The 20,745-nt window shown below is 70.3% G+C and carries 17 protein-coding genes, 1 tRNA gene and 1 pseudogene; 14 read left to right on the top strand and 5 right to left on the bottom strand.

The features are described 5' to 3' along the window. The 7 genes and pseudogenes from O2L52_RS25180 to O2L52_RS25150 all read left to right on the top strand — a co-directional run. Window positions 1-212 (top strand): annotated as a pseudogene (locus tag O2L52_RS25180) (IS982 family transposase); the annotation flags it as partial. Window positions 213-340: 128 nt separating this feature from the next. Next, window positions 341-781, top strand: coding sequence for a Fur family transcriptional regulator (locus tag O2L52_RS25175; protein WP_270119027.1), 441 nt, complete (start codon window positions 341-343; stop codon window positions 779-781). Continuing rightward, the gene (ygfZ, locus tag O2L52_RS25170) at window positions 778-1,845 is read left to right on the top strand and encodes a CAF17-like 4Fe-4S cluster assembly/insertion protein YgfZ (protein WP_270119025.1); all 1,068 of its coding nucleotides are present in this window, start codon (window positions 778-780) and stop codon (window positions 1,843-1,845) included. Before O2L52_RS25175 ends, ygfZ begins: the two co-directional genes overlap by 4 nt. A gap of 21 nt (window positions 1,846-1,866) precedes the next feature. Beyond that, window positions 1,867-2,844: an asparaginase gene (locus O2L52_RS25165; protein WP_270119023.1), complete on the top strand. Its 978-nt coding sequence runs from the start codon at window positions 1,867-1,869 to the stop codon at window positions 2,842-2,844. A gap of 87 nt (window positions 2,845-2,931) precedes the next feature. After that, window positions 2,932-3,014: transfer RNA gene (locus O2L52_RS25160), tRNA-Leu, on the top strand. Window positions 3,015-3,171: 157 nt separating this feature from the next. Then, the gene (locus O2L52_RS25155; RefSeq protein WP_270119022.1) at window positions 3,172-3,777 is read left to right on the top strand and encodes a bacterial proteasome activator family protein; all 606 of its coding nucleotides are present in this window, start codon (window positions 3,172-3,174) and stop codon (window positions 3,775-3,777) included. A gap of 169 nt (window positions 3,778-3,946) precedes the next feature. After that, window positions 3,947-4,633 (top strand): lysophospholipid acyltransferase family protein, encoded by a 687-nt coding sequence (locus O2L52_RS25150; RefSeq protein WP_270119021.1) that lies wholly within the window; start codon window positions 3,947-3,949, stop codon window positions 4,631-4,633. Between the two features lie 3 nt (window positions 4,634-4,636). Here the strand turns inward: O2L52_RS25150 and O2L52_RS25145 are convergent, their stop codons facing one another. From O2L52_RS25145 to O2L52_RS25130, 4 genes are all read right to left on the bottom strand, one after another. Beyond that, window positions 4,637-5,614: a peptidylprolyl isomerase gene (locus tag O2L52_RS25145; RefSeq protein ID WP_270119019.1), complete on the bottom strand. Its 978-nt coding sequence runs from the start codon at window positions 5,612-5,614 to the stop codon at window positions 4,637-4,639. Continuing rightward, complete coding sequence (locus O2L52_RS25140) at window positions 5,569-6,918, bottom strand: MFS transporter (protein WP_270119017.1); 1,350 nt, start codon at window positions 6,916-6,918, stop codon at window positions 5,569-5,571. Before O2L52_RS25140 ends, O2L52_RS25145 begins: the two co-directional genes overlap by 46 nt. 113 nt (window positions 6,919-7,031) lie before the next feature. Then, window positions 7,032-8,102 (bottom strand): inositol-3-phosphate synthase, encoded by a 1,071-nt coding sequence (locus O2L52_RS25135; RefSeq protein ID WP_270119016.1) that lies wholly within the window; start codon window positions 8,100-8,102, stop codon window positions 7,032-7,034. Then, on the bottom strand, window positions 8,095-8,778 hold the full coding sequence (locus O2L52_RS25130; protein ID WP_270119014.1) for a PadR family transcriptional regulator: 684 nt from the start codon (window positions 8,776-8,778) through the stop codon (window positions 8,095-8,097). The genes O2L52_RS25135 and O2L52_RS25130 overlap by 8 nt, the downstream gene beginning before the upstream one ends. Before the next feature lie 342 nt (window positions 8,779-9,120). On the opposite strand from O2L52_RS25130, the gene O2L52_RS25125 reads away from it, so the two are divergent. Both O2L52_RS25125 and O2L52_RS25120 read left to right on the top strand, forming a co-directional pair. After that, a complete protein-coding gene (locus O2L52_RS25125) occupies window positions 9,121-12,438 on the top strand; it encodes a transglycosylase domain-containing protein (protein WP_270119013.1) in 3,318 nt (1,105 codons plus the stop codon). A gap of 67 nt (window positions 12,439-12,505) precedes the next feature. Further along, on the top strand, window positions 12,506-14,038 hold the full coding sequence (locus O2L52_RS25120) for a glycosyltransferase family 87 protein (protein ID WP_270119012.1): 1,533 nt from the start codon (window positions 12,506-12,508) through the stop codon (window positions 14,036-14,038). Here O2L52_RS25120 and O2L52_RS25115 read toward each other — a convergent pair. Further along, the gene (locus tag O2L52_RS25115; protein WP_270119010.1) at window positions 13,929-15,353 is read right to left on the bottom strand and encodes a CCA tRNA nucleotidyltransferase; all 1,425 of its coding nucleotides are present in this window, start codon (window positions 15,351-15,353) and stop codon (window positions 13,929-13,931) included. The two genes, O2L52_RS25120 and O2L52_RS25115, sit on opposite strands and share 110 nt — an antisense overlap. A gap of 219 nt (window positions 15,354-15,572) precedes the next feature. Between O2L52_RS25115 and murJ the strand changes: the two genes are divergently transcribed. From murJ to O2L52_RS25090, 5 genes are all read left to right on the top strand, one after another. Continuing rightward, a complete protein-coding gene (gene murJ, locus O2L52_RS25110) occupies window positions 15,573-17,216 on the top strand; it encodes a murein biosynthesis integral membrane protein MurJ (protein WP_270119008.1) in 1,644 nt (547 codons plus the stop codon). Between the two features lie 136 nt (window positions 17,217-17,352). Next, entirely contained in the window at window positions 17,353-18,867 is a 1,515-nt protein-coding gene (locus O2L52_RS25105; protein ID WP_270119006.1) for a protein kinase family protein, read from the top strand. Between the two features lie 11 nt (window positions 18,868-18,878). After that, window positions 18,879-19,619, top strand: a complete 741-nt coding sequence (sigM, locus tag O2L52_RS25100; RefSeq protein ID WP_270119005.1) for an RNA polymerase sigma factor SigM — start codon at window positions 18,879-18,881, stop codon at window positions 19,617-19,619. Continuing rightward, window positions 19,616-20,413 carry a hypothetical protein gene (locus tag O2L52_RS25095; RefSeq protein WP_270119004.1) on the top strand — a complete coding sequence of 266 codons (798 nt, stop codon included), beginning with the start codon at window positions 19,616-19,618 and terminating at the stop codon, window positions 20,411-20,413. Before sigM ends, O2L52_RS25095 begins: the two co-directional genes overlap by 4 nt. Window positions 20,414-20,606: 193 nt before the next feature. Continuing rightward, on the top strand, window positions 20,607-20,745 hold a 139-nt coding region (locus tag O2L52_RS25090), incomplete at its 3' end, for an FAD-dependent oxidoreductase (RefSeq protein WP_270119028.1).

Below are 20,745 nucleotides of genomic sequence, written 5' to 3'. Positions count from 1 at the left end.
GCACCACCCTGTTCCGGCCCCTGCGCCAGGTCATCGAATCGATCAACCAGACCTTCAAAGCCCAGCTCGACCTCGAACGCCACAACGGGCGCACACCCCAAGGAGTATGCGCCCGAGTCACCCAACGGATCCTCGCCCTGACCGCCGCCATCTGGCACAACGACCAACAACGCCAACCAGTCCTACGCTCCTTGACCGCCTACGACCACTGACCCCAAGGAATCAACCATCTAGAGGGGAAGATACCGTCCAGCGTCGCGCGGGGGTCCGACAAAAACCGCCCCTCCCGCCGCCCTTGTCACCCGAACGTGTTCCCGTGCGGGCGCAGTACGATGCACCTATGCCCACCGAAGCCGAGGCCGAGACCGAACTGGCCGCGGTGCTGCGCTCCAAGGGCCTGCGCATGACCGCGCAGCGCCAGCTCGTGCTGGAAGCGGTCCGCACACTCGGACACGCCACCCCCGAGCGGATCCACGAGCGCATCCGCGACCAGGTCGAAGGCGTGAACATCACCACCGTCTACCGCACCCTCGACCTGCTCGAAGAGCTCCAGCTCGTCTCGCACACCCACCTCTCCCACGGCGCGCCGACGTACCATCTGTCAGGCGACCGCGGCCACGCGCACCTGGTGTGCCACCGCTGCGGCCGGATCACCGAGGTCGACCCCTCCCTGTTCGCGAACGCGCGCGAGGAAGTCGCCGACACCTGCGGGTTCGTCATGGACATCGGCCACGTCGCCGTGTTCGGGACCTGCGCCGAATGCCTGGAGAAGGAACGATGACCGAGACCACCGCGTCCCCCCTGCTCGACCTTCCCGGCGCCGTCGCCACGCAGTCCGGCGCGACGGCGGGCCGCACCGCCTGGCACTACGGCGGGCCGCTCCCCGAGCAGCGCAAGGCGATGGCCACCGGCGCGCTCTTCGACCGCTCCGACCGCGACCTCATCACCGTGACCGGCGCCGCCCGCCTGGGATGGCTGCACTCGCTCACCACCCAGCACCTCGAGTCCCTGAAGCCGCACGAGGGCACCGAGGCGCTCGTCCTCTCCCCCACCGGCCGCGTCGAGCACCACATGAACGTCTTCGACGACGGCACCAGCACCTGGCTCGACACCGAGCCCGGCCGCGGCGAGGCGCTCCTGAAGTACCTGGAGCTCATGAAGTTCCGCACCGAGGTCGACATCCGCGACGAGAGCGGCGCGCGGGCCCTGTTCACCTACACGTTCAAGGACGTCGACGAAGCGGCTCCGGCCGTGCAGCCGGTCCCGGCCGCGAAGTTCGTGCAGCGCGAGATCCCGCTCACCCCCACCGCGGTCTACCCGGGCGACGCGCTCGACTCGACGGACGGATGGACTCGCCGCACCGACGCCCTCGGCGTCCCCACCTTCGACCTGTGCGTGCGCCGCGAGGACATCCCCGCGGCCGTGCTCGGCGGCGACGCCGTGCCGGCCGGCACCTGGGCCTGGGACGCCCTCCGCGTCGCGGCCGGCCTGCCCGCCTTCGGGATCGACACCGACGAGAAGACCGTCCCGCACGAGGTCCACCACTGGCTCGAGCGCGCCGTCCACTTCAACAAGGGCTGCTACCGGGGCCAGGAGACCGTCGCCAAGGTCCACCACCTCGGGCAGCCGCCGCGCCGCCTCGTCATGCTCCACCTCGACGGCTCCGACGAGCACCCGCCCGTCTCCGGCACCCCGATCACCTTGGGCGACAAGCAAGTCGGCATCGTCGGCACCGCCGTGCAGCACTACGAGCTCGGCCAGATCGCGCTCGCTCTGCTCAAGCGGAGCACCGCCGACGACACTGACGCGCGTCTCATCGTGGGCGATCAGGCAGCGCGCCAGTAGCACTGGGGTTAGCCTCGCGGTATGAGTGCTTCCTACCGCGGCGGCCAACCCGTCGCCGAGATCGTCCGGTCCGGATTCGCCGAGAGCCTCCACCGGGGCAGCGTCGCCGTGACCGACCCGTCCGGGAACCTCCTCGCCTCGATCGGCGACACCGGTTCCGCGGTCTTCCCGCGTTCCTCCAACAAGCCCATGCAGGCCCTCGCCATGCTCCGCGCCGGCTGGGCGCCCGGCACCGAGGCCGACCTCGCCATCGCCTCCGCGAGCCACCGCGGCGAGCCGTTCCACCTCGCCCAGGTCGCCTCCGTGCTCGGCGGCGCCGGCCTCGGCGAGGAGCACCTCCAGTGCCCGGCCGACCTGCCGAGCGACCCCGACGCCCGCAGTGCGGCCATCCGCGAGGGCGGCGAGCCCCGCCGCGTCTACATGAACTGCTCCGGCAAGCACGCCGGCATGCTCGCGGCCTGCGCCGCGAACGGCTGGGACCTCGCCACCTACCGCGACCCCGAACACCCGTTCCAGCGGCTGGTCATCGCCACCGTCGAGGAGCTCACCGGCGACACCGTCGAGTCCATCGGCGTCGACGGCTGCGGCGCCCCCGTCCTGGCCGTCTCCCTCGCCGGGATCGCCCGCGCCTTCTCGCGCCTCGTCGAAGCCCCCGCCGGCTCGAACGAGCGCCGCGTCGCGGACGCCATGCGCGCCAACCCGAAGCTCATCGACGGCACCCGCGGTCCCGACCACCGCATGATGACCGCCCTCCCCGGCCTGCTCGCCAAGGGCGGCGCCGAAGGCGTCCACGTGCTCGCCGCACCCGGCGTCGGCGCGGTCGCCGTCAAGATCGACGACGGCGCCGGCCGGGCCTCCACGCCCGTCGCCCTGCGCGCCCTCACCCACCTCGCCGGGTTCGCCGTCCCCGAGGACGCCAAGCCCGAGGTGGACGCGCTCATGTGGCCCGAGGTCCACGGCGGCGACCAGCCCGTCGGGCGCCTGCGCACCCTCTTGTGAGTGGCCCGTACCTCAAAGGGGCCAATACCCCGTTGAACCACCAGGTCCCCGCAAGGTAATATCGTCGCGTCGCAAGTACTGACACTCGCGCGAGTGGCGGAATGGCAGACGCGCTGGCTTCAGGTGCCAGTGTCCGTAAGGACGTGGGGGTTCAAGTCCCCCCTCGCGCACCGATACGGCCCGGAGGTTCCGACCTCCGGGCCTTTCGCTTTCTCAGCGGCCCGATCCAAGGGCCTGCCGCGAGCGGGAACACCCCGCGAACCCCGCGCGTTAGGCTCGGGGAGAGGAACCGGACCAGCATCGAGACGAGTGGGGCCACACCGAACCATGAGTGAAGCGAACAGCAAGCCGGAACAGGAACGCGAGTCCGAGGACCAGCCGTTCATCGTCGACGCCTACGGCAACCCGGTGACCGCCGAGTCCGAGACCGCCGAGGTCAGTGCCGAGGACCGGTACGAGTCCGACCCGACCAAGCTCGTTCCCGAGCCGGCCAAGGTCATGCGCGTCGGTTCGATGATCAAGCAGCTCCTCGAGGAGGTCCGCGCCGCCGACCTCGACGCGAAGGGCCGCCAGCGCCTGCGCGACATACACGCCCGCTCCATCGCCGAGCTCGAGTCGGGCCTGGCCCCGGAGCTGCGCGACGAGCTGGAGCGCCTGTCGCTGCCGTTCAGCGCGGACGAGATTCCGACCGAGGCGGAGCTGCGGATCGCGCAGGCCCAGCTCGTGGGCTGGCTGGAGGGCCTGTTCCACGGCATCCAGGCGGCGCTGGTGGCGCAGCAGATGGCCGCGCGGCTGCAGTTGGACCAGATGCGTTCGGGCGAGTTGAAGGCCCTGCCCGCGGGTGAGGACCTTCCGCCGCAGCTCCGGGCCGTGATGGCCGAGCGGGCTGCGCGCGGTGACGACCGCGACCACCATCCCGGGCAGTACCTGTAGGCGCACGTCATGCCTTAGACTCGGGCCTGCCTTCCCGGCGGGGCCCGGCCGCGCCCGCGGCGGGGGCCAGAGTGGCTCGAGGGTTTCGCCAGGTGCGGTTCGCGAGCCATAATTGGACCCGACCCGACCTTCCCGCAGCCGGGGTGAGACCACTGGAGAGCTGAACACGGTGCTGTACAAGACGTTGCAATGGACGGCCGCGCCGACCATCAAGCTCATCTACAGGCCTTGGATCGACGGGAAGGAGAACATCCCGGAGGACGGCCCGGTCATCCTGGCGTCCAACCACCTCTCCGTCGCCGACCACTACTTCCTGGGCCTCACCACCAAGCGGCACATCGCGACGATGGCGAAGATCGAGTACTTCACGGGTGCGGGCCTGAAGGGCAAGCTGATCTCGTCGACGGTGAAGGCCCTCGGCCAGGTGGCCGTGGACCGCTCGGGCGGGCGCAAGAGCGCCGCGTCCCTGGAGCCGTCGCTGGAGGTGCTCGAGGAGGGCCGCGTGTTCGCGATCTTCCCCGAGGGGACGCGTTCGCCCGACGGGCGGCTGTACCGGGGCAAGCCGGGTGTGGCGCGGTTGGCGCTCACTTCGGGGGCGCCGGTGATCCCGGTGGGGCTGATCGGCACGGAGAAGGTGCTGCCGATCGGGGAATCGCGGCCGCGTGTGGCGCCTGTGGGCGTGCGCGTGGGCAAGCCGCTGGACTTCACACGGTACAAGGGCATGGAGAACGACCGGGTGGTGATCCGGGCCGTCACCGACGAGGTGATGGACGCGATCCGCCGGTTGACCGGCCAGGAGTACGTGGACAAGTACGCCAAGCGCCACGGCGGCGGCAAGAGTGAAGGCGAAGACTAAGGACTAAGGCCCCGTCGGGCTGGCGGTGCCTGTGGGCGTCGCCGTCCCGGTGGGCGTCGCGGTTCCCGGTGCGGTGCCCGTGGGGGTGCCGCTCGGGGACGCGGCGGGCGTCGTCGGTGTGGCGGTGCCCGGCGGCGGGGTCGCGGTTCCCGTCGGGAGTGTCGCGGTCTCGATCGGCAGGCCTTCGACGCCGCTGATCAGCACGCCCCAGATCTCGACCGGTACGGGCGGCGCGCCGTCGGACTCCACGGTCTCGGGGAGGGCCGCGATCTGGTCGAGCACTTCGTAGCCGTCGACGATGCCGCCGATGACGCTGACGCCGGCGGTCGGGACGGCCGCGCCGCGGATGAGCGCGAAGGACCCTCCCGCCCGGCCCTTGTCGTCGGTGATGAGGGCGAGCACGTCGGCCATGTCGTTCCCGGCCATGCCGGTCTCGGCCTGGAAGCGCCAGCCCGGACCGTACGTGTCCTCACTGTCTTCAGCGGCACCGGCGAGGCCGGGGCTGCCGCAGCGCAGGATCGCGGTCGGGTCGATCGCCTGCGTGGTGAGCCGGTCGCATTCGTGCGAGGCGTAGAACTGGGTCTCGGAGAGGTGCGTGAAGGCCTGGACGCCGCACGGCGCGAGGTCGCCCCACAGGAGCACGACGATCTCGCCGTAGTTGGTCTGGACCGTGGCGAGGGAGCGTTCGGCGGGGGCGCCCGGCTCCATCGGGTCCGCGCCCTGGCCGGCGTCGTCCGCTTCGGTGACGGTGCACTGCTCGGCGATGAGCTCGCCCGTGGCGGCTTCACCGCCGCCGTCGTCCCGGAAGGCCAGCCAGGTGACCGCGGCGATCGAACCGGCGGTGAGCGCCACCGCGCCGAGCCCGGCGAGTCCGCGCTTCCAGCTGCCGGTGCCCTCGCGCTGCCACGGGGCCGTGCCCCGGTACGGGTTCGACGCTACTGGCTCGTGGTCGGTCTCGCTTCGGTCGCGGCGGGGCTCCATGTCTGTGCATCGTACGGTGCCTCGTCTCGCGCGAGATAGGCGTATCCGACGCAGATCAGACCGTAGGAGAGCGCTACGCCGACGAGCGTGCCGGGCGCGTAGCCGTTCTCAGGGACCACGAACGCGGCCGCGAACAGGCCCGCGAGGTACCCGACGTTGTAGATCGTGTCGTTGACGCTGAACACCCGCCCGCGGTAGGCGTCCTCGACGCCCCGCTGGATGCTCGTGTCCACGGTGATCTTCAAACCCTGGGACGCGATGTTCACCAGCAGCACCGCGACCGCGAACATGACCGGCTTCATCGTGCCCGAGAGCGCGGCCACGACCACCGCGCACAGCGCCATCAGCACCACGATCCAGTTCTTCGGGCCCCACACGCGCGTCGCCCGCGGCGTCGCGATCGCCGCCGCCAGCACCCCCACGTTCCCGAGTATCGCCAGCACCAGCAGCCACGAGATCGTCGTGGTGCGGGTCGGATCCGACTCGACGTCCCAGAAGAACCCCATGAACAGCGCGATCGCGATGATGAACACGATCCCGTACAGGAACCGGTGCAGCCCCTGCACCGCCATCACCAGTGCCGGGCCCTTCCGCCTGCCGAGGTGCTTGAACCCCTCCCACATGCCCGAACTCGTCTGGGCGATCCCCCGCCACAGGCCCGTCGCCGCCTCGTCGTCCACGGGCGGGCCGAGGTCCGCGCGGCGGAACGACGCCCCGACGATGAACGCCGACGCCAGGTAGCCGCAGCCCGCGGCCAGCGCCAGCATCGAGTACGAGACCCCCGAGTCGAGGAGCTTCGCGATCCCCGTCGTCGCCAGGCCGAGCCCGTAGGCCAGCGCACCAAGGGTCGACGCGAGCGAGTTCGCGGTCACGAGGTCCTTCGCCGGGACGACCTGCGGGTGGGCGGCGCCGAGCCCGGCGAGCACGAAGCGGTTCGCGGCCAGCACGACCATCGCGCACAGCACCCACGACCAGTTGAAACCGCCGGGGAGCGTCAGGCAGATGACGATCATGAGCGCGGCCCGCGCCAGGTTCGCGCCACCGATGAGATTGCGCCGGCTGAACCGGTCGAGGACCGTGCCGACATAGGGCCCGAGCAGCGAGTACGGGCCGAGGAGGATCGCGACCGCCGCTGCGTACCGGAACGGGTCGCTGGCTTCGCCGAGCGCCGGATTGAAGAAGACTGAGAGGGCGAGCGAGGCCTGGAACATGCCGTCGGCCGCCTGGGACGTGAGGCGCACCGCCAGCAGGTGCCGAAAACGGCGGTTGCTCGCGAGGTTCCGAACGTGCCCGTCGGTGCGCATTGTCCGAGGATAACTCCGGTGCATGCCAAGGGGGACCCATCAGAGCGAAGCGTGCGGGCCGGATGCGCGGTCCTTGCTTCACGTCAGGGTCCCCCTTGAGGGATTGCGGTGCCTTACAGGCCCGCGATGAAGTTCTCGACGGAGATGCGGGCTTCCTCGTCGGAGAACTGCTTCGCCGGCGACTTCATGAAGTAGCTGGAGGCCGACTCCACCGGGCCGCCGTGGCCGCGGTCGAGGGCGATCTTCGCCGCGCGGACCGCGTCGATGATGACGCCCGCCGAGTTCGGCGAGTCCCACACCTCGAGCTTGAGCTCCGCGTTGAGCGGCACGTCGCCGAAGGTGGTGCCCTCCAGGCGGATGTACGCCCACTTGCGGTCGGTCAGCCACGGGACGTGGTCCGACGGGCCGATGTGCACGTCCGCACCGAGCATCTCGTGGGGGATCTGCGAGGTCACGGCCTGCGTCTTGGAGATCTTCTTGCTCTTGAGGCGGGTGCGCTCGAGCATGTTCATGAAGTCCATGTTGCCGCCGAAGTTCAGCTGGTACGTGCGGTCCAGCCGCACGCCGCGGTCCTCGAACAGCTTCGCCAGCACGCGGTGCACGATGGTGGCGCCGACCTGCGACTTGATGTCGTCACCCACGATCGGGATACCGGCATCGGTGAACTTCTTGGCCCATTCGGGGTCGGAGGCGATGAACACGGGGAGGGCGTTCACGAACGCGGCGCCCGCGTCGATCGCGGCCTGCGCGTAGAACTTCGCCGCCTGCTCGCTGCCCACCGGCAGGTAGCAGACCACGACGTCGACCTTCGCCGCCTTGAGCGCGGCCACGACGTCGACCGGCTCCTCGGAGGACTCGGTGACCATCTCGGTGTAGTACTCGCCCAAGCCGTCGTGCGTCGGACCGCGCAGCACCTGCACGCCCGTGGGAGGCACGTCGGCGAATTTGACAGTGTTGTTCTCCGAGGCGAAGATAGCGCTGGCCAGGTCTTGGCCGACCTTCTTGGCGTCGACGTCGAACGCGGCGACGAACTCGATGTCGCTGATGTGGTAGTCGCCGAACTGGACGTGCATGAGGCCGGGCACCCGGTCCTCGGGCTTGGCGTCGCGGTAGTACTCGACACCTTGGACCAGTGAGTTGGCGCAGTTGCCCACGCCGACAATGGCTACGCGGAGCTTACCCATCGCGCATGCCTCCTTTGCCTTGTTTATTTGGGTCACCGGCACTGGAGGCCGGATCGGGTGTTCCCTGTTCCGCGACGGCCTGGTGCCGTCCCGGTCCGGCGAATGGCTCGCCGAAGTCGATGTGCTGCTCGGGGCGGCGGCTCTCCTCGGAGGCGATGAGCTCGTTGAGCCAGCGCACCTCCCGCTCGGCGGTCTCCAGCCCGTGCCGCTGGAGCTCGAGCCCGTAGGCGTCGAGCCGCTCGGCGGTGCGGCTGAGGGCCTCGCGCATCCGTTCGCGCCGCTCCTCGACGCGGCGGCGGCGGGCCTCGAGGATCCGCAGTCGCGTGGCCGGGTCGGTACGGGAGAAGAACGCGAAGTGCACGCCGAAGAGGGCCTCGTCGGCCGATTCGGGGCCGGCGTCGGCCATGAGCTGAGCGAAGTGCTCCTTGCCCTCGGGTGTGAGCCGGTAGACCTTGCGGGCCCGGCGCCCGGTGAGCAGCGGGGTCTCTGCCGCACCCTCTCGTGGGGTCTCCTCGGCGATGAGTCCGCGCTGACGCATGCGCTTGAGGGTGGGGTAGAGCGAGCCGTAGCTGAACGCGGCCCTGATGGCCCCGAGCAGGGCCAGCAGGCGTTTGCGCAGCTCGTAACCGTGCATGGGGGTTTCGTGCAGGAGTCCCAGAATGGCCAGCTCGAGCATCTCGTCCCTCCTCTCACACGGCGATCTAACGCTGTGATGTATCGGCTCGATACATCAGCGTTAACCATAGCGGCAGGCGCAAATCACGTCAAGGCGCGCGTCCGCGCCCTGTTCAGAGGGGCTGTGTTCCAGTAGGCTGGCCCACCAAGCGATCTAGCAGAGTTCTCGCAATTTCAATGTGCGAAACTGCGAGGCGACCGGCCACCCCCATGCCGGGAGTAGACCTTTGCGACCGCCGGTCCGCCGGGCGCGTCCCCCTCGGGATGCCGCGCGCCGGGTGCACCGGGCCGACCGGCAAAACCCGGATTATGCCCGGGTTACACAGCACGTGGATGGTTGAGCATGAGCGACTACGGTTATCGTCCCGCCCCGCCCCCAGAGGACGGCAGGCCCCAGCAGGGCCGCGGCGGACGACCGGACGGCCGCGCCTACGGCAGTGCCAACGGCAACGGCGGATCCGGGGACCGCCAGGGCGACTACGGCTGGGGCGGCCAGCCGCAAGGCGGCGGCCAGGGCCAGTCCCCGCGTCCGCGCCAGCAGCCGTACGGCACCCCCGCCTCGGGCAGCGCCTCGGTCGGAGGCGGCAACACCGGCCGCGGCGCCGTCCCGCCGCGCGGCTCCGCTTCGGTCGGCCGGCCCACCGGCTCGGCCTCCGTGGGCGGCGCCTCCGGCAGCGCCTCGGTCGGCGGTCAGCCCGGCACGGGCCGCACCGGCCGCGCCAGCGTCGGATCCGCCTCTGTCGGCTCCGCCTCGGTGGGATCGGCCTCCGTCGGCTCGGCCTCCGTCCGGCCCGTGAGCCCCGCCGGCCCCGGCGAGCGCACCGGCCGCGCCAGCGTCGTCGGCACCCGCCGCGCCGGCAAGGGCCCGAAGGACAAGAGCGACCTCGAAGGCGGCAAGAAGAAGCGCAAGCGCCTCGGCCGCAAGATGCTCGCCGCGATGATCGCCCTCGGCGTCCTCGGCATCGCGTCCATCACCATCGTCGGCGCCTACTTCTGGCGCGACACGCCGAACCTCGAATACCTGGCCCGCGACGGCGAGTCCTCCTCGTTCTACCTCGCCGACGGTACGACCCAGGTCGGCGCGTACGGAAAGACCCTCCGCCTGCAGGCCAACGAGGAGGACATCCCCGAGACGGTCACCGACGCCTTGGTGGCGCTGGAGGACCGCAAGTTCTGGGACCACGGCGGCGTCGACATCACCCGCACCGCCGGCGCGCTCGTCAACAACCTCACCGGCGGCGACATGCAGGGCGCCTCGACGATCACCCAGCAGTACGCGGGCATCTACCTCGACGCGCGCGACGAGATCTCCTACGACCGCAAGGCCCGCGAGGCGGCCCTGGCGATCAAGATGGAGAACAAGTACAGCAAGAAGCAGATCATCACCGCCTACCTCAACACGGCCTACTTCGGCCGCGGTGCCTACGGCATCGAGGCGGCGGCGAAGAACTACTTCGACGTGCCCCTCCCCGACCTCACCTACGACCAGGCCGCGTTCATCGTGATGCAGGTCAAGTCGCCCAACGGGTACTACGACCCGTACTTCGGCCCCGACAACGGCGACTACTTCGACGAAGAGGCCTCGAAGGGCCGCTGGAACTTCACGATGGGCGCCCTCGTCGAGACCGGCCAGATATCGCAGGCCGAGCGTGACGAGTTCGAGTACCCGACGCCCATCGACGACTTCAACGCCAGCGGCTCTTGGGGCGGCAACACGCCGCTCGGCTTCCTCATCAACGAGCAGGACGGCTACGTCTTCAAGGAGCTCGAGGAGCGCTACGAGATCAGCCCGGAGGAGCTGGGCGGTGCGAACGGCGAGAACGGCGGCTACAAGGTCGAGCTGACGATCGACGGCGACATCCAGAACGCCCTGGTCTCCACCGGCTCGCGCGGCAAGATCGTGAAGCAGCAGGACAGCGAAGGCCGCTGGATCGACGCCGACGGCAACCCGGTCGACACCGAGGACGAGGCCGCACCCGAGGAAGACGAGAACGGGTACGCCGTCTTCGAGGACAGCAACGATGACGCCGCTCTCGCCGAGTATGCGCGATACATGATGACGGCGATGGTCGCCATCGACCCCGCCACCGGCGCGGTCCGCGGCTACTACGGCGGCGACAACGGCTTCGGCGTCGACAAGGCCGGCGCCGAGTCCCCGCACCCGCCCTCTTCGACGATGAAGATGATCACCGCGGCCACGGCCATCGAGAACGACGACTCCGTCGAGTCCTGGTTCAACGCCGGCTCGCCCCGCGCCTTCGAGAGCCTGAAGCTCGACGACATCGAGCAGTGCATCGGTGGCGGCGACTACCCCGACTGCACGCTGCGCAACGGCGGCCAGACCGACACCGAGCTCGAGCTCGACCTCACCGATTCGGTGCGCAAGTCCAAGAACACGCCGATGTACGCGATCGCCGAGCAGTACGGCGCCGACCAGATCCTCCAGAACGCCGCCAACATGGGCCTCACCCAGATGAGCCAGACCCGGTCGATCGCCGACGACAACGGCGAGATGCACGACGTCATGATCAACTACTCGATCAGCCCCGAGCCGGACCTGACGTACACGCTGCACGGCAAGGCCGTCGATCCCGCCACCGGTGAGCCCGTCACCAACGCCTCGGGCAACTGGGACGACTGGGCGCTCATCGAGGTCGACGAGAACTGCCAGCCCTCGATCAACCTCGAGGGCGCGTTCATCGAGGACGCCGACGGCGAGCCGACCTCCTGCAAGATCGGCAACAACGGCGAGACCGACCCGTTCTACTACCAGCTCTCCTTCGGCCAGTACCCGACCAGCGTCCGCGACATGGCGGCTATGTACGCCACCATCGCGAACAACGGCTACTACCACGAGACGCACTACATCGCGAAGGTCACCGACAACAACGGCGAGGAGATCAAGCCGAAGCGCGACCTCAACGAGGGCCAGTACATCGAGCCCGAGACCGCGCGCGACCTCCAGTGGATCGGCTCGGAGATCGTCGGCGAGAGCACCGTCGGCGATGACATCGAAGACCGCGACATCTTCGGCAAGACCGGTACCTGGGAGGCCGCGGGCGAGGACGAGGACGGCAACAAGTACGAATCCGGCTGGAACGCCCACGCCTGGTACGTCGGGGCGATCAAGCAGCTGGCCATCGCCACCTGGGTCGGCAACGCCACCTCCGAGTCCGACCCGATCTCCGGACCGGACGGCAGTTTCGACGGCGTGGTCGGCGGTACCACCGCTTATCCGGTGTGGCTCAGCGCGATGCACCGCGTCCTCGACGCCAAGGAGGGTGAGGAGCCCTGGGAACCGATCGACTGGGAGGGGCCGTCGAAGAACGGCAACGACAGTACCTGGGACATCGAGAACGCCGGGATCAACCCGGCCGGCGCGTTCTGCAAGGCCAACCCCGACGACCTGTTGTGCGGCACGCCTGAGGAAGAGGAAGACGAGAACGCCTGCGAGGACGACGGCAACAACGGCGGCGGGAACGACCAGGAGTGCGAGACGCCGCCGGACGAGGAGCAGACGACCTCGGAGACGCCCACCGATGAGGCCACCACGACCGAAGAGCCCTGCATGCCGTGGGAGAACTGCGACGGCGAGGAGACCCCGACGGAAGAAGGGTCCACGACTCCGGAGGACGGCGAGAACGGCAACGGCAACGGTTGACCTCGTCGCGTGAAAGCGACGAACCACCGATAGCGCCAGGACGGCGGCATGGGCCACAATAGGGCCCATGCCGCCGTCTTTCACTGAGCAACCGCGTTCGAACGAGCGCCCCTCGGTCGCCCCCACCCTCACCGACCGCCTCGCCCGCTTCGCCTCCGGCCTGATCGGCGGGCCCTTCGGCGACCACGCCGTCGACCCGCCGCGGCGCCGGTACTGGACGCCCCTGCGGGTCATCCTCCTCACCGGACTCATCGCCTTCGCCGTCAGCTGGATGCAGAAGTACCCCTGCGCATCGGGCGGCTGGACCGACTGGGCCCAGTACACGAACGCCTGCTACACCGACATCCGCGCGCTCTGGGGTGCCGAACGGCTCAACGAAGGCGCGATCCCCTACCGTGACCACCCGGTCGAATACCCGGTACTGACCGGTTGGTTCATGGGCATCCTGGGGCAGATCGCCTTCCGCGTCGGCAACGTCTTCGGCACCGACGGCGGCCCGATCTTCTACCACCTCAACGCGATCGTGCTCTTCATCTGCGGCGCCGCCGCCATCGCGATCCTCCACAAGATCCGCGATGACAACCGCCGCACCGACCTCCCCGGCCCCAACCCCGACCCGGCGCTCGTCTACTCCCGGCCCAAGCGGCCCTGGGACGCGATGATGCTCGCCGCCGCGCCGATCGTGCTCGTCACCGCCACCGTCAACTGGGACCTGTTCGCCATCGCCCTGTCGATGCCGTTCTTCCTGTACTGGCAGCGCAGCCGCCCGATCATGGCCGGGCTGTTCCTCGGCCTCGCCGTCGCCGCGAAGTTCTACGCGCTCCTGTTCATCGGCCCGCTGCTCATCCTCGCGCTGCGCCAGCGCAAGCTCCTGCCCGCGCTGCAGGCCACCGCGACCGCCGCCGTCGTGTGGGCCGTGATCAACGCGCCCGTCGCCTACTTCTGGCGCGACTCGTGGATGCGGTTCTTCGAGCTCAACTCCGAGCGCCCCGTCGACTGGGGCACCGGCTGGTACGTCCTGCGCGGCATCACCGGCTGGGAGAAACTCTGGGACTCCGAGTACGTCAACGACCTGTACCTGGTGCTGTTCGCCCTGTCCTGCATCGGGATCGCCCTGCTCGGGCTGTTCGCGGGCCGCCGGCCGGGCATCCCCGGCCTGCGGGGCATCGCGACCGCCGACGACCTCATGCCGCGCCTCGCGCAGCTGTGTTTCCTCGTCGTGGCCGCGTTCCTGCTCTTCGGCAAGGTCTGGTCCCAGCAGTACGTGCTGTGGCTCCTGCCGCTCGCGGTCCTCGCCCGCCCGAAGTGGGGCGCGTTCCTGCTCTGGCAGGCCGCCGAGCTGTTCTACTTCTTCTCGTTCTACGGGAAGATGCTGCAGGTCTCCGCCGAGGGCGAGGACCGGGGCATCCCCGAGTTCCTGTTCCTCACCGCCGCGGCCTCACGCTGGATCATGGTCGCCGTGATGTGCGCCCTCATCGTGCAGGAGGTGCTCATTCCGCGTCTGGACTCGGTGCGAGGCCTTCGGCTGCGGCCCAGGCCCGCAGCTGCGACTCCGCCTCCTGGCGAGGCATCGGACCCCGCTCCAGCCGCAGCTCCTTGAGGTAGGCCCACGCCCGGCCCACCTGCGGGCCGGGCTCCAGGCCCAGGAGCTCCATGATCGCGTTGCCGTCGAGGTCCGGGCGCACCGCGCGCAGGTCCTCGTCGGCGCGGATGCGCGCGATCCGGTCCTCGAACGCGTCGTAGTCGCGGCGCAGCCGCTCCGCCTTGCGGCGGTTGCGGGTCGTGCAGTCCGAGCGCACCAGCAGGTGCAGCCGGTCGAGCTGCGCGCCGGCATCGTGGACGTACCGGCGCACGGCCGAGTCGGTCCAGCCGGCGTCGCCGTAGCCGTAGAAGCGCAGGTGCAGCGAGATGAGGAGCGAGACGGCCTGGACGTCGGCCTTCGGGAACTTGAGGTCCCGCATGCGCCGGCGCGCCAAGCGGGCCCCGGCCACGTCGTGGTGGTGGAAGGTGACGCCGCCACCGTCAACGACGTCCTTGGTCTCGGGCTTCCCGATGTCGTGCAGAAGCGCGGCGAGACGCAGCAGCAGGTCGGGGCCGTCCTGCTCGAGCGCGATCGCGTTGCGCAGCACCTGCAGTGAGTGCTCGTAGACGTCCTTGTGCTGGGCGTGCTCGTCGATCTCCATGCGGAGCGCGGGCAGCTCGGGCAGGAACTGCTCCGCCAGGCCGGTGTCGACCAGGATGCGCAGGCCCACCACCGGGTCGGGCGCGGTCAGGAGCTTCACGAACTCGTCGCGGATGCGCTCGGCGGTGATCCGGCCGAGTTCGGGCGCCATGCGCCGCATCGCGTCGAGCGTCTCGGGGTCGATGCCGAATCCGAGCTGCGCGGCGAACCGGGCCGCCCGCAGCATTCGCAGCGGGTCGTCGGCGAACGAGGACTCCGGCGACGCCGGCGTCCGGATCGTCTGCCGCGCGATGTCGGCCAGTCCCCCGAACGGGTCCGTGAACTCGTGGCCCGGCACCGAGACCGCCATCGCGTTCACGGTGAAGTCGCGCCGCTCCAGGTCGTCGACGAGGTTGTCCCCGTACCGGACGATCGGATTGCGGCTCACACGGTCGTAGGCGTCCGCGCGGAAGGTCGTCACCTCGACCTGCTCGCCCCGGAACAGGCCCCCGATGGTCCCGAAGTCCGCGCCCGTGGTCCACACCGTCGAGCAGTTCGCCCGCAGGATCGCCTCGGTCGACTCCGGGCGCGCGTCCGTCGTGAAATCGAGGTCGCTCACACTCCGGCGCAGCACCGCATCCCGGACCGGGCCGCCGACCAGGTGCAGCTCGAAGCCGCCGTCCGCGAACACCCGACCCAGTTCATCGGCTATGGGCGGGACCGTGATTTCCTTACCGCTACTGTTGTCAGACATCGCCGGGCAAGCTTAGCGGAGAGTGCGAGAATGGCCGAACCTAGCGCGAGACCGGGCCCCGGGCACTCGCCGACTGGGCCCGTCCGAGGACCCCATGGCAACCCTCACGCCAGCCCCTCGAACGCGTACCCCCCGCCGGGCCCCCAGACCGGCAACGGCTACACCCCCATCGGCGCCCCGGTCCCCCCGCCGGCCGCACCGCGGCCCCAAGGCAAGAACGTGGTCCGCTCCAGCCTCCTCATGGGCGCGGGCTCCCTCGTCTCGCGCGTGACCGGGTTCGGCCGCACCGTCGTCATCTCCGCCGCGATCGGCGCCGGACTCCTCGGCAACTCGTACACGACCGCGCAGTACTTCCCGCAGATGATCTACGAGCTCGTCCTCGGCGGCGTGTTCGCGAGCATCATCATGCCGCTGTTCGTCAAGGCCCACAAGAACGACGCCGACGGCGGCGACGCCTTCGCCCAGCGCCTCCTCACCCTCGCCGCCCTCGTCCTCGGCGGCGCCGCGATCCTCGTCACCCTCTGCGCGCCGCTCATCTCCCTGTTCATGGCGAGCCCGGACCAGCGCGACCTCGTCACCGAGTTCTCCTACTACATGCTGCCCGCGCTGCTCCTCTACGGGCTGTTCGCGATCCTCTCCGGCGTCCTCAACTCCCGCGAGCACTTCGGCGCCCCCATGTGGGTGCCGATCATCAACAACCTCGTGGTCATCACCGTCGGCGCCGTCTTCTACATGGTCTACACGCGCGACGCCGTGCCCGACGCGAACGGCGACCTCTTCAACAGCGCCGACCAGGTCACCAGCGGCATGATCGTGCTCCTCGGCGCCGGCACCACCGCCGGCGTCGTCATCCAGGTGCTGTGCCTCGCCCCCGCCCTGCGCAAGGCCGGGTTCCGCTGGCGCCTGCGCTTCGACTTCAAGCGGCTCCCGCTCCGCGACATCCGCCGCCTCGCCGCCTGGACGCTCCTGTTCGTGGCCGCCAACCAGATCGCGGTCATGGCCGTGATCAAGGTCGCCAACCTCGCGAGCGATCCCGATCGCCTGGCCGACGACTCCGTGTTCGTGCCCGGCGTCACGGTCTACAACAACGCGTACCTGATGATGATGATGGCCCACGGCATCGTCGCGGTGTCCGTCATCACCGCGCTCATGCCGCGCATGACCCGCGCCGCCGACGACCGCCGCTGGCCCGAGTTGGCCGACCACCTCTCCAGCGGCATCCGCCTCGCGTCGTTCCTGCTGGTGCCCATCGCGGCCGCGTTCATCGCGCTCCACGAACCGATCGGCCTGATGATCTTCCAGTGGGGCGCGTACACGCCCGCCGAGGCCCTCGCCACCGGGCAGGTGCTGCTCATGGCCGGGATCGTGCTGCTGCCGTTCTCGATCAGCCAGCTGCAGATCTACGCGTTCTATGCGCAGACCGACACCCGGACCGTGGCCATGTTCAACCTGCCGGTGATCGCGATCCGCATCGGCGGGTACCTCCTCGCCTTCGCGTTCCTGCCCGCCCAGTGGGTCGTGGTCGGACTGTTCGCCTCCAACGGCGTCTCGTACCTCGTGAGCCTGCTCCTCTCGATGAGCTTGCTGCGCAAGCGGATCGGCCTGCTCGACATGCGAAAGACCGCAAACGGCCTGGTCCGCACGGGTGCGGCGGCCGTCATCGCGGGCGCCGTCGCGTACGGCGGGTGGGTGCTGTGGCCCGATCTGCCGGCCGAGGGCGGCCTCGCGAAGGTGGGCCAGTTCGCCTCCTCGATCGTGCTCGGACTGCTCCTGCTCGGCGTCTACTTCGCGGCCTGCCTGGTATTCCGCGTCACTGAGACGGCGTCGCTCCAGGCAACGGTGCGCGCAAAGCTGCGACGATGAGGCAAGTACGATCCATACGTGCACTCTGGCCGGATCCCGCAGAGCCACTTGGACCGCACCATGACCGAACCGGCCCACAAAGGCCCCGGCCGGGACCCCCTTGCGGGGTCGCGTTGAGAGGGGAGGACCCCGCATCATGACCACCGCCGAAGTGCCGTCCGTGGGCGACCTGCTCGCCGAGCGGTACCGCCTCGAAGAGCACGTCGGAGGCGCGAACGGCTACCGCCAGCTGTGGCGGGGCGTCGACGTCCTGCTCCACCGCTCCGTAGCGGTCGTGCTCCGCTCCCCCGGCGGCGAAGACGCCGCCCCCACCATGACCGCCGCCGTAGCCGCCTCCCGCGCGCACGTCGACTCGATGGTCGACGTGTACGACGCCGTCGACGAAGGCCGTTTCGCCTACGTCGTGCGCGAATGGGTCAACGGCTCCTCCCTGCGCGGCGTCCTGGAGAAGCAGACCCTCGAGAGCGCCCACGCGCTCGAACTGGTCGCCTCCGTCGCCGACGCCGTCGCCGCCCTCCACGAAGGCGGCGTCACCCACGCCGACCTGCACCCGGGCACGATCCTCCTCTCCGAGGACGACCGCGTCATGGTCACCGAGCCGCGCAACGAACCCGGCAACACCCAGGTGGAGGACGTGCGCGCCCTCGGCGCGACGCTCTACGCCTGCCTGACCGGGACCTGGCCGCGCGTCGTCCCCGCCGAGAACACCGGGCTCGCCGACGCCGCGACCGACGAATGGGGTCGCGTCCTCGACGTCGACAAGGTCGTCCCCGGCCTGCCCGCCGCGCTCGCCAAGCTCACCGCCGACCTGCTCGACCACTCCCAGACGCCGCCGTCCGCGGCCGAACTCGCGGTCGACCTGCGCCGCCTCGCCGAGACCGGCGGGGCCGCACCGGCCGCCGCGGCCGCGACGCCCACGAGCGTCCTCGGCTCGATCAACCTCGGCCGCCGCAGCAGCAGCAGCGGCTCGGCCGACGCGCCTCCCGCCGGCATGAAGCGCCTCGCCATGGTCGCGGCCGTCATCGCCGCGGTCATCTTCGCGGGCGTGGTCACCAGCGCCGTCGTCTTCGGCGGCGACAACGACGACCCCGTCGGGGCCGAGGACCAGGTCACCGGTGAGGACACCGGGGCCGACACGACCGACGCCGAAGGCGAGAGCCCGGCGACCGCCGCGCCCACCGAGGTCGCGCTCACCGGCGACTCCGTCCGCGTGGTCGACCCGCCGACCGGGGACCGCGACCAGACCGAGGGCGTCGAGAACGTCATCGACGACAACGCCTCCACCGGCTGGACCACCAACACGTACCGCGGCGACGCCAACTTCGGGAACCTCAAGCCGGGCATGGGCATCCTCATCGACCTCGGCGAGGAGCAGGAGGTCGCGTCCGTGCGGGTCCAGATGACCAGCGCCGGCGCCACCGTGGGCCTGCTCGGCGGCGCCGAGGACCCCGGCGACTCCAGCGACGGCGACCAGGCCATCGTGGACGACTTCTCCGTACTGGCCGAGCAGGTTCCCGACGCGGACACCAACATCGAGCTGAAGGCCAGCGGCGAGAAGGTCCGCTACATCGTCGTGTGGGTGACCGAGCTGCCGCAGGTCTCCGACGGCTACAAGATCACCATCAGCGACATCAACGTCTTCGTCCGGTAGCGGGACCGGTCATGCCCGCCCCTCTCCCGTCCGGCTCGGGCCCGGTCGGACCGGGTCCCGACCCCGGCCTGGCCGGCGCGACCGACGCCGACCTGCTGCGCCGCCACGTGGGCGGCGAACGGGAGGCCTTCGGGGAGCTGTTCCGCCGCCACCGCGGACGGCTGTGGGCGGTGGCGGTGCGCACCTTGGGCGATCCGGAGGACGCCGCCGAGGCGGTGCAGGACGCGATGATCAAGGCCTACCAGGGCGCCGGGGGCTTCCGCGGCGGCGCCGCGGTGACCACCTGGCTGCACCGCATCGTGGTGAACGCCTGCCTCGACCGCATCCGCGCTTCGGGGCGGCGCCCCACGGTCCCGCTCGCCGACGACGACGCGCTCGCGCTGCCCTCTACCGACGCGGCCCAGGACCCGGCGCAGGCCGGGCTCCGACTGGCCGTGCACCGGGCGCTCGCGGAGCTGCCGTTCGACCAGCGGGCGGTGCTCGTCTACGTCGACATGCTCGGCTACCCCGTTGAAGAGGTCGCCGCGATCCTCAAGGTGCGCCCCGGCACGGTGAAGTCGCGGGCCTCGCGGGCGCGCAAGCGCCTGGCCGCGCGGCTCCCCGAGTTCGATCCCGCCGTCGATCGCGGCGGCGTGCGCGACGACACGCCGCTGGGAGGCGGTGCCGCCGCTGCAGCGGGGAACCCGCCGCGGCAGCAGGGCGTCGAACCAGGAGCGACGTACCAGACCGGTCGAGAGGAGGGGAACCCATGAGCCCGCAGCGCCCGCACGACGCCGACAACGCCGAGGCCGACGTCAGCCGCATCCTGTGGCAGGCGTCCAGCGGCTACGGCGACCTTCCCGACGAGGTCGGGGACCGCCTCGACCGCGTCCTCGACTCCCTCCCCGCGGCCGACACGCTGCACGCCGGCGGGCCCGCGAGTACGCGCGAGACCTGGGCCGACCGCTGGGCGGAACGCCTGCGGCCCAAGCGGATCCGGTACGCGATCGCCAGTGCCGCCGTGGCCGTGCTGGTCACCGTCGGCGGCGTCGCCACCGCGATCCAGCTGACCACCGGCGCGGCCGACCAGGAGAGCGGCGCGTCCTCCGACCAGGTCCTCGCCGAGGACCAGCACGACCGGAACGACGAAGAGGGCGCGCCCGGCGCGGCGGAGACGCCGCTCGAGACCGAGGCGACCCAGAACGAGTCCGGTGAGGACGAGGCCGGCGTCGACGCCCTCGGCGAGATCGCGACCTACGCGAGCGGCAGCGACTACGACGAGGGCACCGACCTCATCGCGGTCATGTACGAGCTCCCCACCAGCAGTTACATGGGCGAGGTCCCGTCCGAGCTGGCCGCGCTGGCCGAGGGCGGCGACTTCTGGGACAACTGCGAACGGGCCATCGCGGCCCGCTACCCGGGGCTCCTCGTCGCGGTCGACTTCGCCCGCTACGACTCGAAGCCGGCGATCATGGCGCTCGTGTCCGGCGACGACGGCGACATCGCGGTGGCCCTGACCCCTGCTTGCGCGGACGGCGTCATCGAACCGCTCGCCGAGCAGCCCTGACGTCCCGTTCGGCGGCGCCGCGGCCCTGTTCGCGGCCGGCGGACGGGTGAGGTTCCCCACGATCGGGATATTCGCCTGTCACAAGCCCGCCACAGCTCCCGGGGGCGGAATTTCGGGTCAATAAGATGGCGTTGAAGCAGTCAGTTCAGGGAGCCGTCCCTGGAGCGCCGAACCATCCACAGGAGCGAACCCGGTGAGCGAAATCCGCGACGTCATCATCATCGGCTCGGGCCCCGCCGGCTACACCGCCGCGCTGTACACCGCCCGCGCCGATCTGCACCCGCTCGTGTTCGAGGGCTTCCAGTTCGGCGGCGCGCTCATGCAGACCACCG

The organism is Glycomyces algeriensis, from assembly GCF_027622855.1.
Classification (GTDB): domain Bacteria; phylum Actinomycetota; class Actinomycetes; order Mycobacteriales; family Micromonosporaceae; genus Glycomyces; species Glycomyces algeriensis.
The sequence above is the reverse complement of the archived record's forward strand: the minus strand, read 5'-3'. Positions and strand labels throughout refer to the sequence as shown.

What these genes read in the sequence shown, in the direction of transcription:
- O2L52_RS25140 (WP_270119017.1), bottom strand. Translation starts at nt 6,918, where the DNA reads ATGCGCACCGACGGGCACGTTCGGAACCTCGCGAGCAACCGCCGTTTT.
- O2L52_RS25175 (WP_270119027.1), top strand. Translation starts at nt 341, where the DNA reads ATGCCCACCGAAGCCGAGGCCGAGACCGAACTGGCCGCGGTGCTGCGC.
- O2L52_RS25105 (WP_270119006.1), top strand. Translation starts at nt 17,353, where the DNA reads ATGACCACCGCCGAAGTGCCGTCCGTGGGCGACCTGCTCGCCGAGCGG.
- O2L52_RS25120 (WP_270119012.1), top strand. Translation starts at nt 12,506, where the DNA reads ATGCCGCCGTCTTTCACTGAGCAACCGCGTTCGAACGAGCGCCCCTCG.
- O2L52_RS25135 (WP_270119016.1), bottom strand. Translation starts at nt 8,102, where the DNA reads ATGGGTAAGCTCCGCGTAGCCATTGTCGGCGTGGGCAACTGCGCCAAC.
- O2L52_RS25115 (WP_270119010.1), bottom strand. Translation starts at nt 15,353, where the DNA reads ATGTCTGACAACAGTAGCGGTAAGGAAATCACGGTCCCGCCCATAGCC.
- O2L52_RS25095 (WP_270119004.1), top strand. Translation starts at nt 19,616, where the DNA reads ATGAGCCCGCAGCGCCCGCACGACGCCGACAACGCCGAGGCCGACGTC.
- O2L52_RS25125 (WP_270119013.1), top strand. Translation starts at nt 9,121, where the DNA reads ATGAGCGACTACGGTTATCGTCCCGCCCCGCCCCCAGAGGACGGCAGG.
- O2L52_RS25145 (WP_270119019.1), bottom strand. Translation starts at nt 5,614, where the DNA reads ATGGAGCCCCGCCGCGACCGAAGCGAGACCGACCACGAGCCAGTAGCG.
- ygfZ (WP_270119025.1), top strand. Translation starts at nt 778, where the DNA reads ATGACCGAGACCACCGCGTCCCCCCTGCTCGACCTTCCCGGCGCCGTC.
- sigM (WP_270119005.1), top strand. Translation starts at nt 18,879, where the DNA reads ATGCCCGCCCCTCTCCCGTCCGGCTCGGGCCCGGTCGGACCGGGTCCC.
- O2L52_RS25165 (WP_270119023.1), top strand. Translation starts at nt 1,867, where the DNA reads ATGAGTGCTTCCTACCGCGGCGGCCAACCCGTCGCCGAGATCGTCCGG.
- O2L52_RS25130 (WP_270119014.1), bottom strand. Translation starts at nt 8,778, where the DNA reads ATGCTCGAGCTGGCCATTCTGGGACTCCTGCACGAAACCCCCATGCAC.
- O2L52_RS25155 (WP_270119022.1), top strand. Translation starts at nt 3,172, where the DNA reads ATGAGTGAAGCGAACAGCAAGCCGGAACAGGAACGCGAGTCCGAGGAC.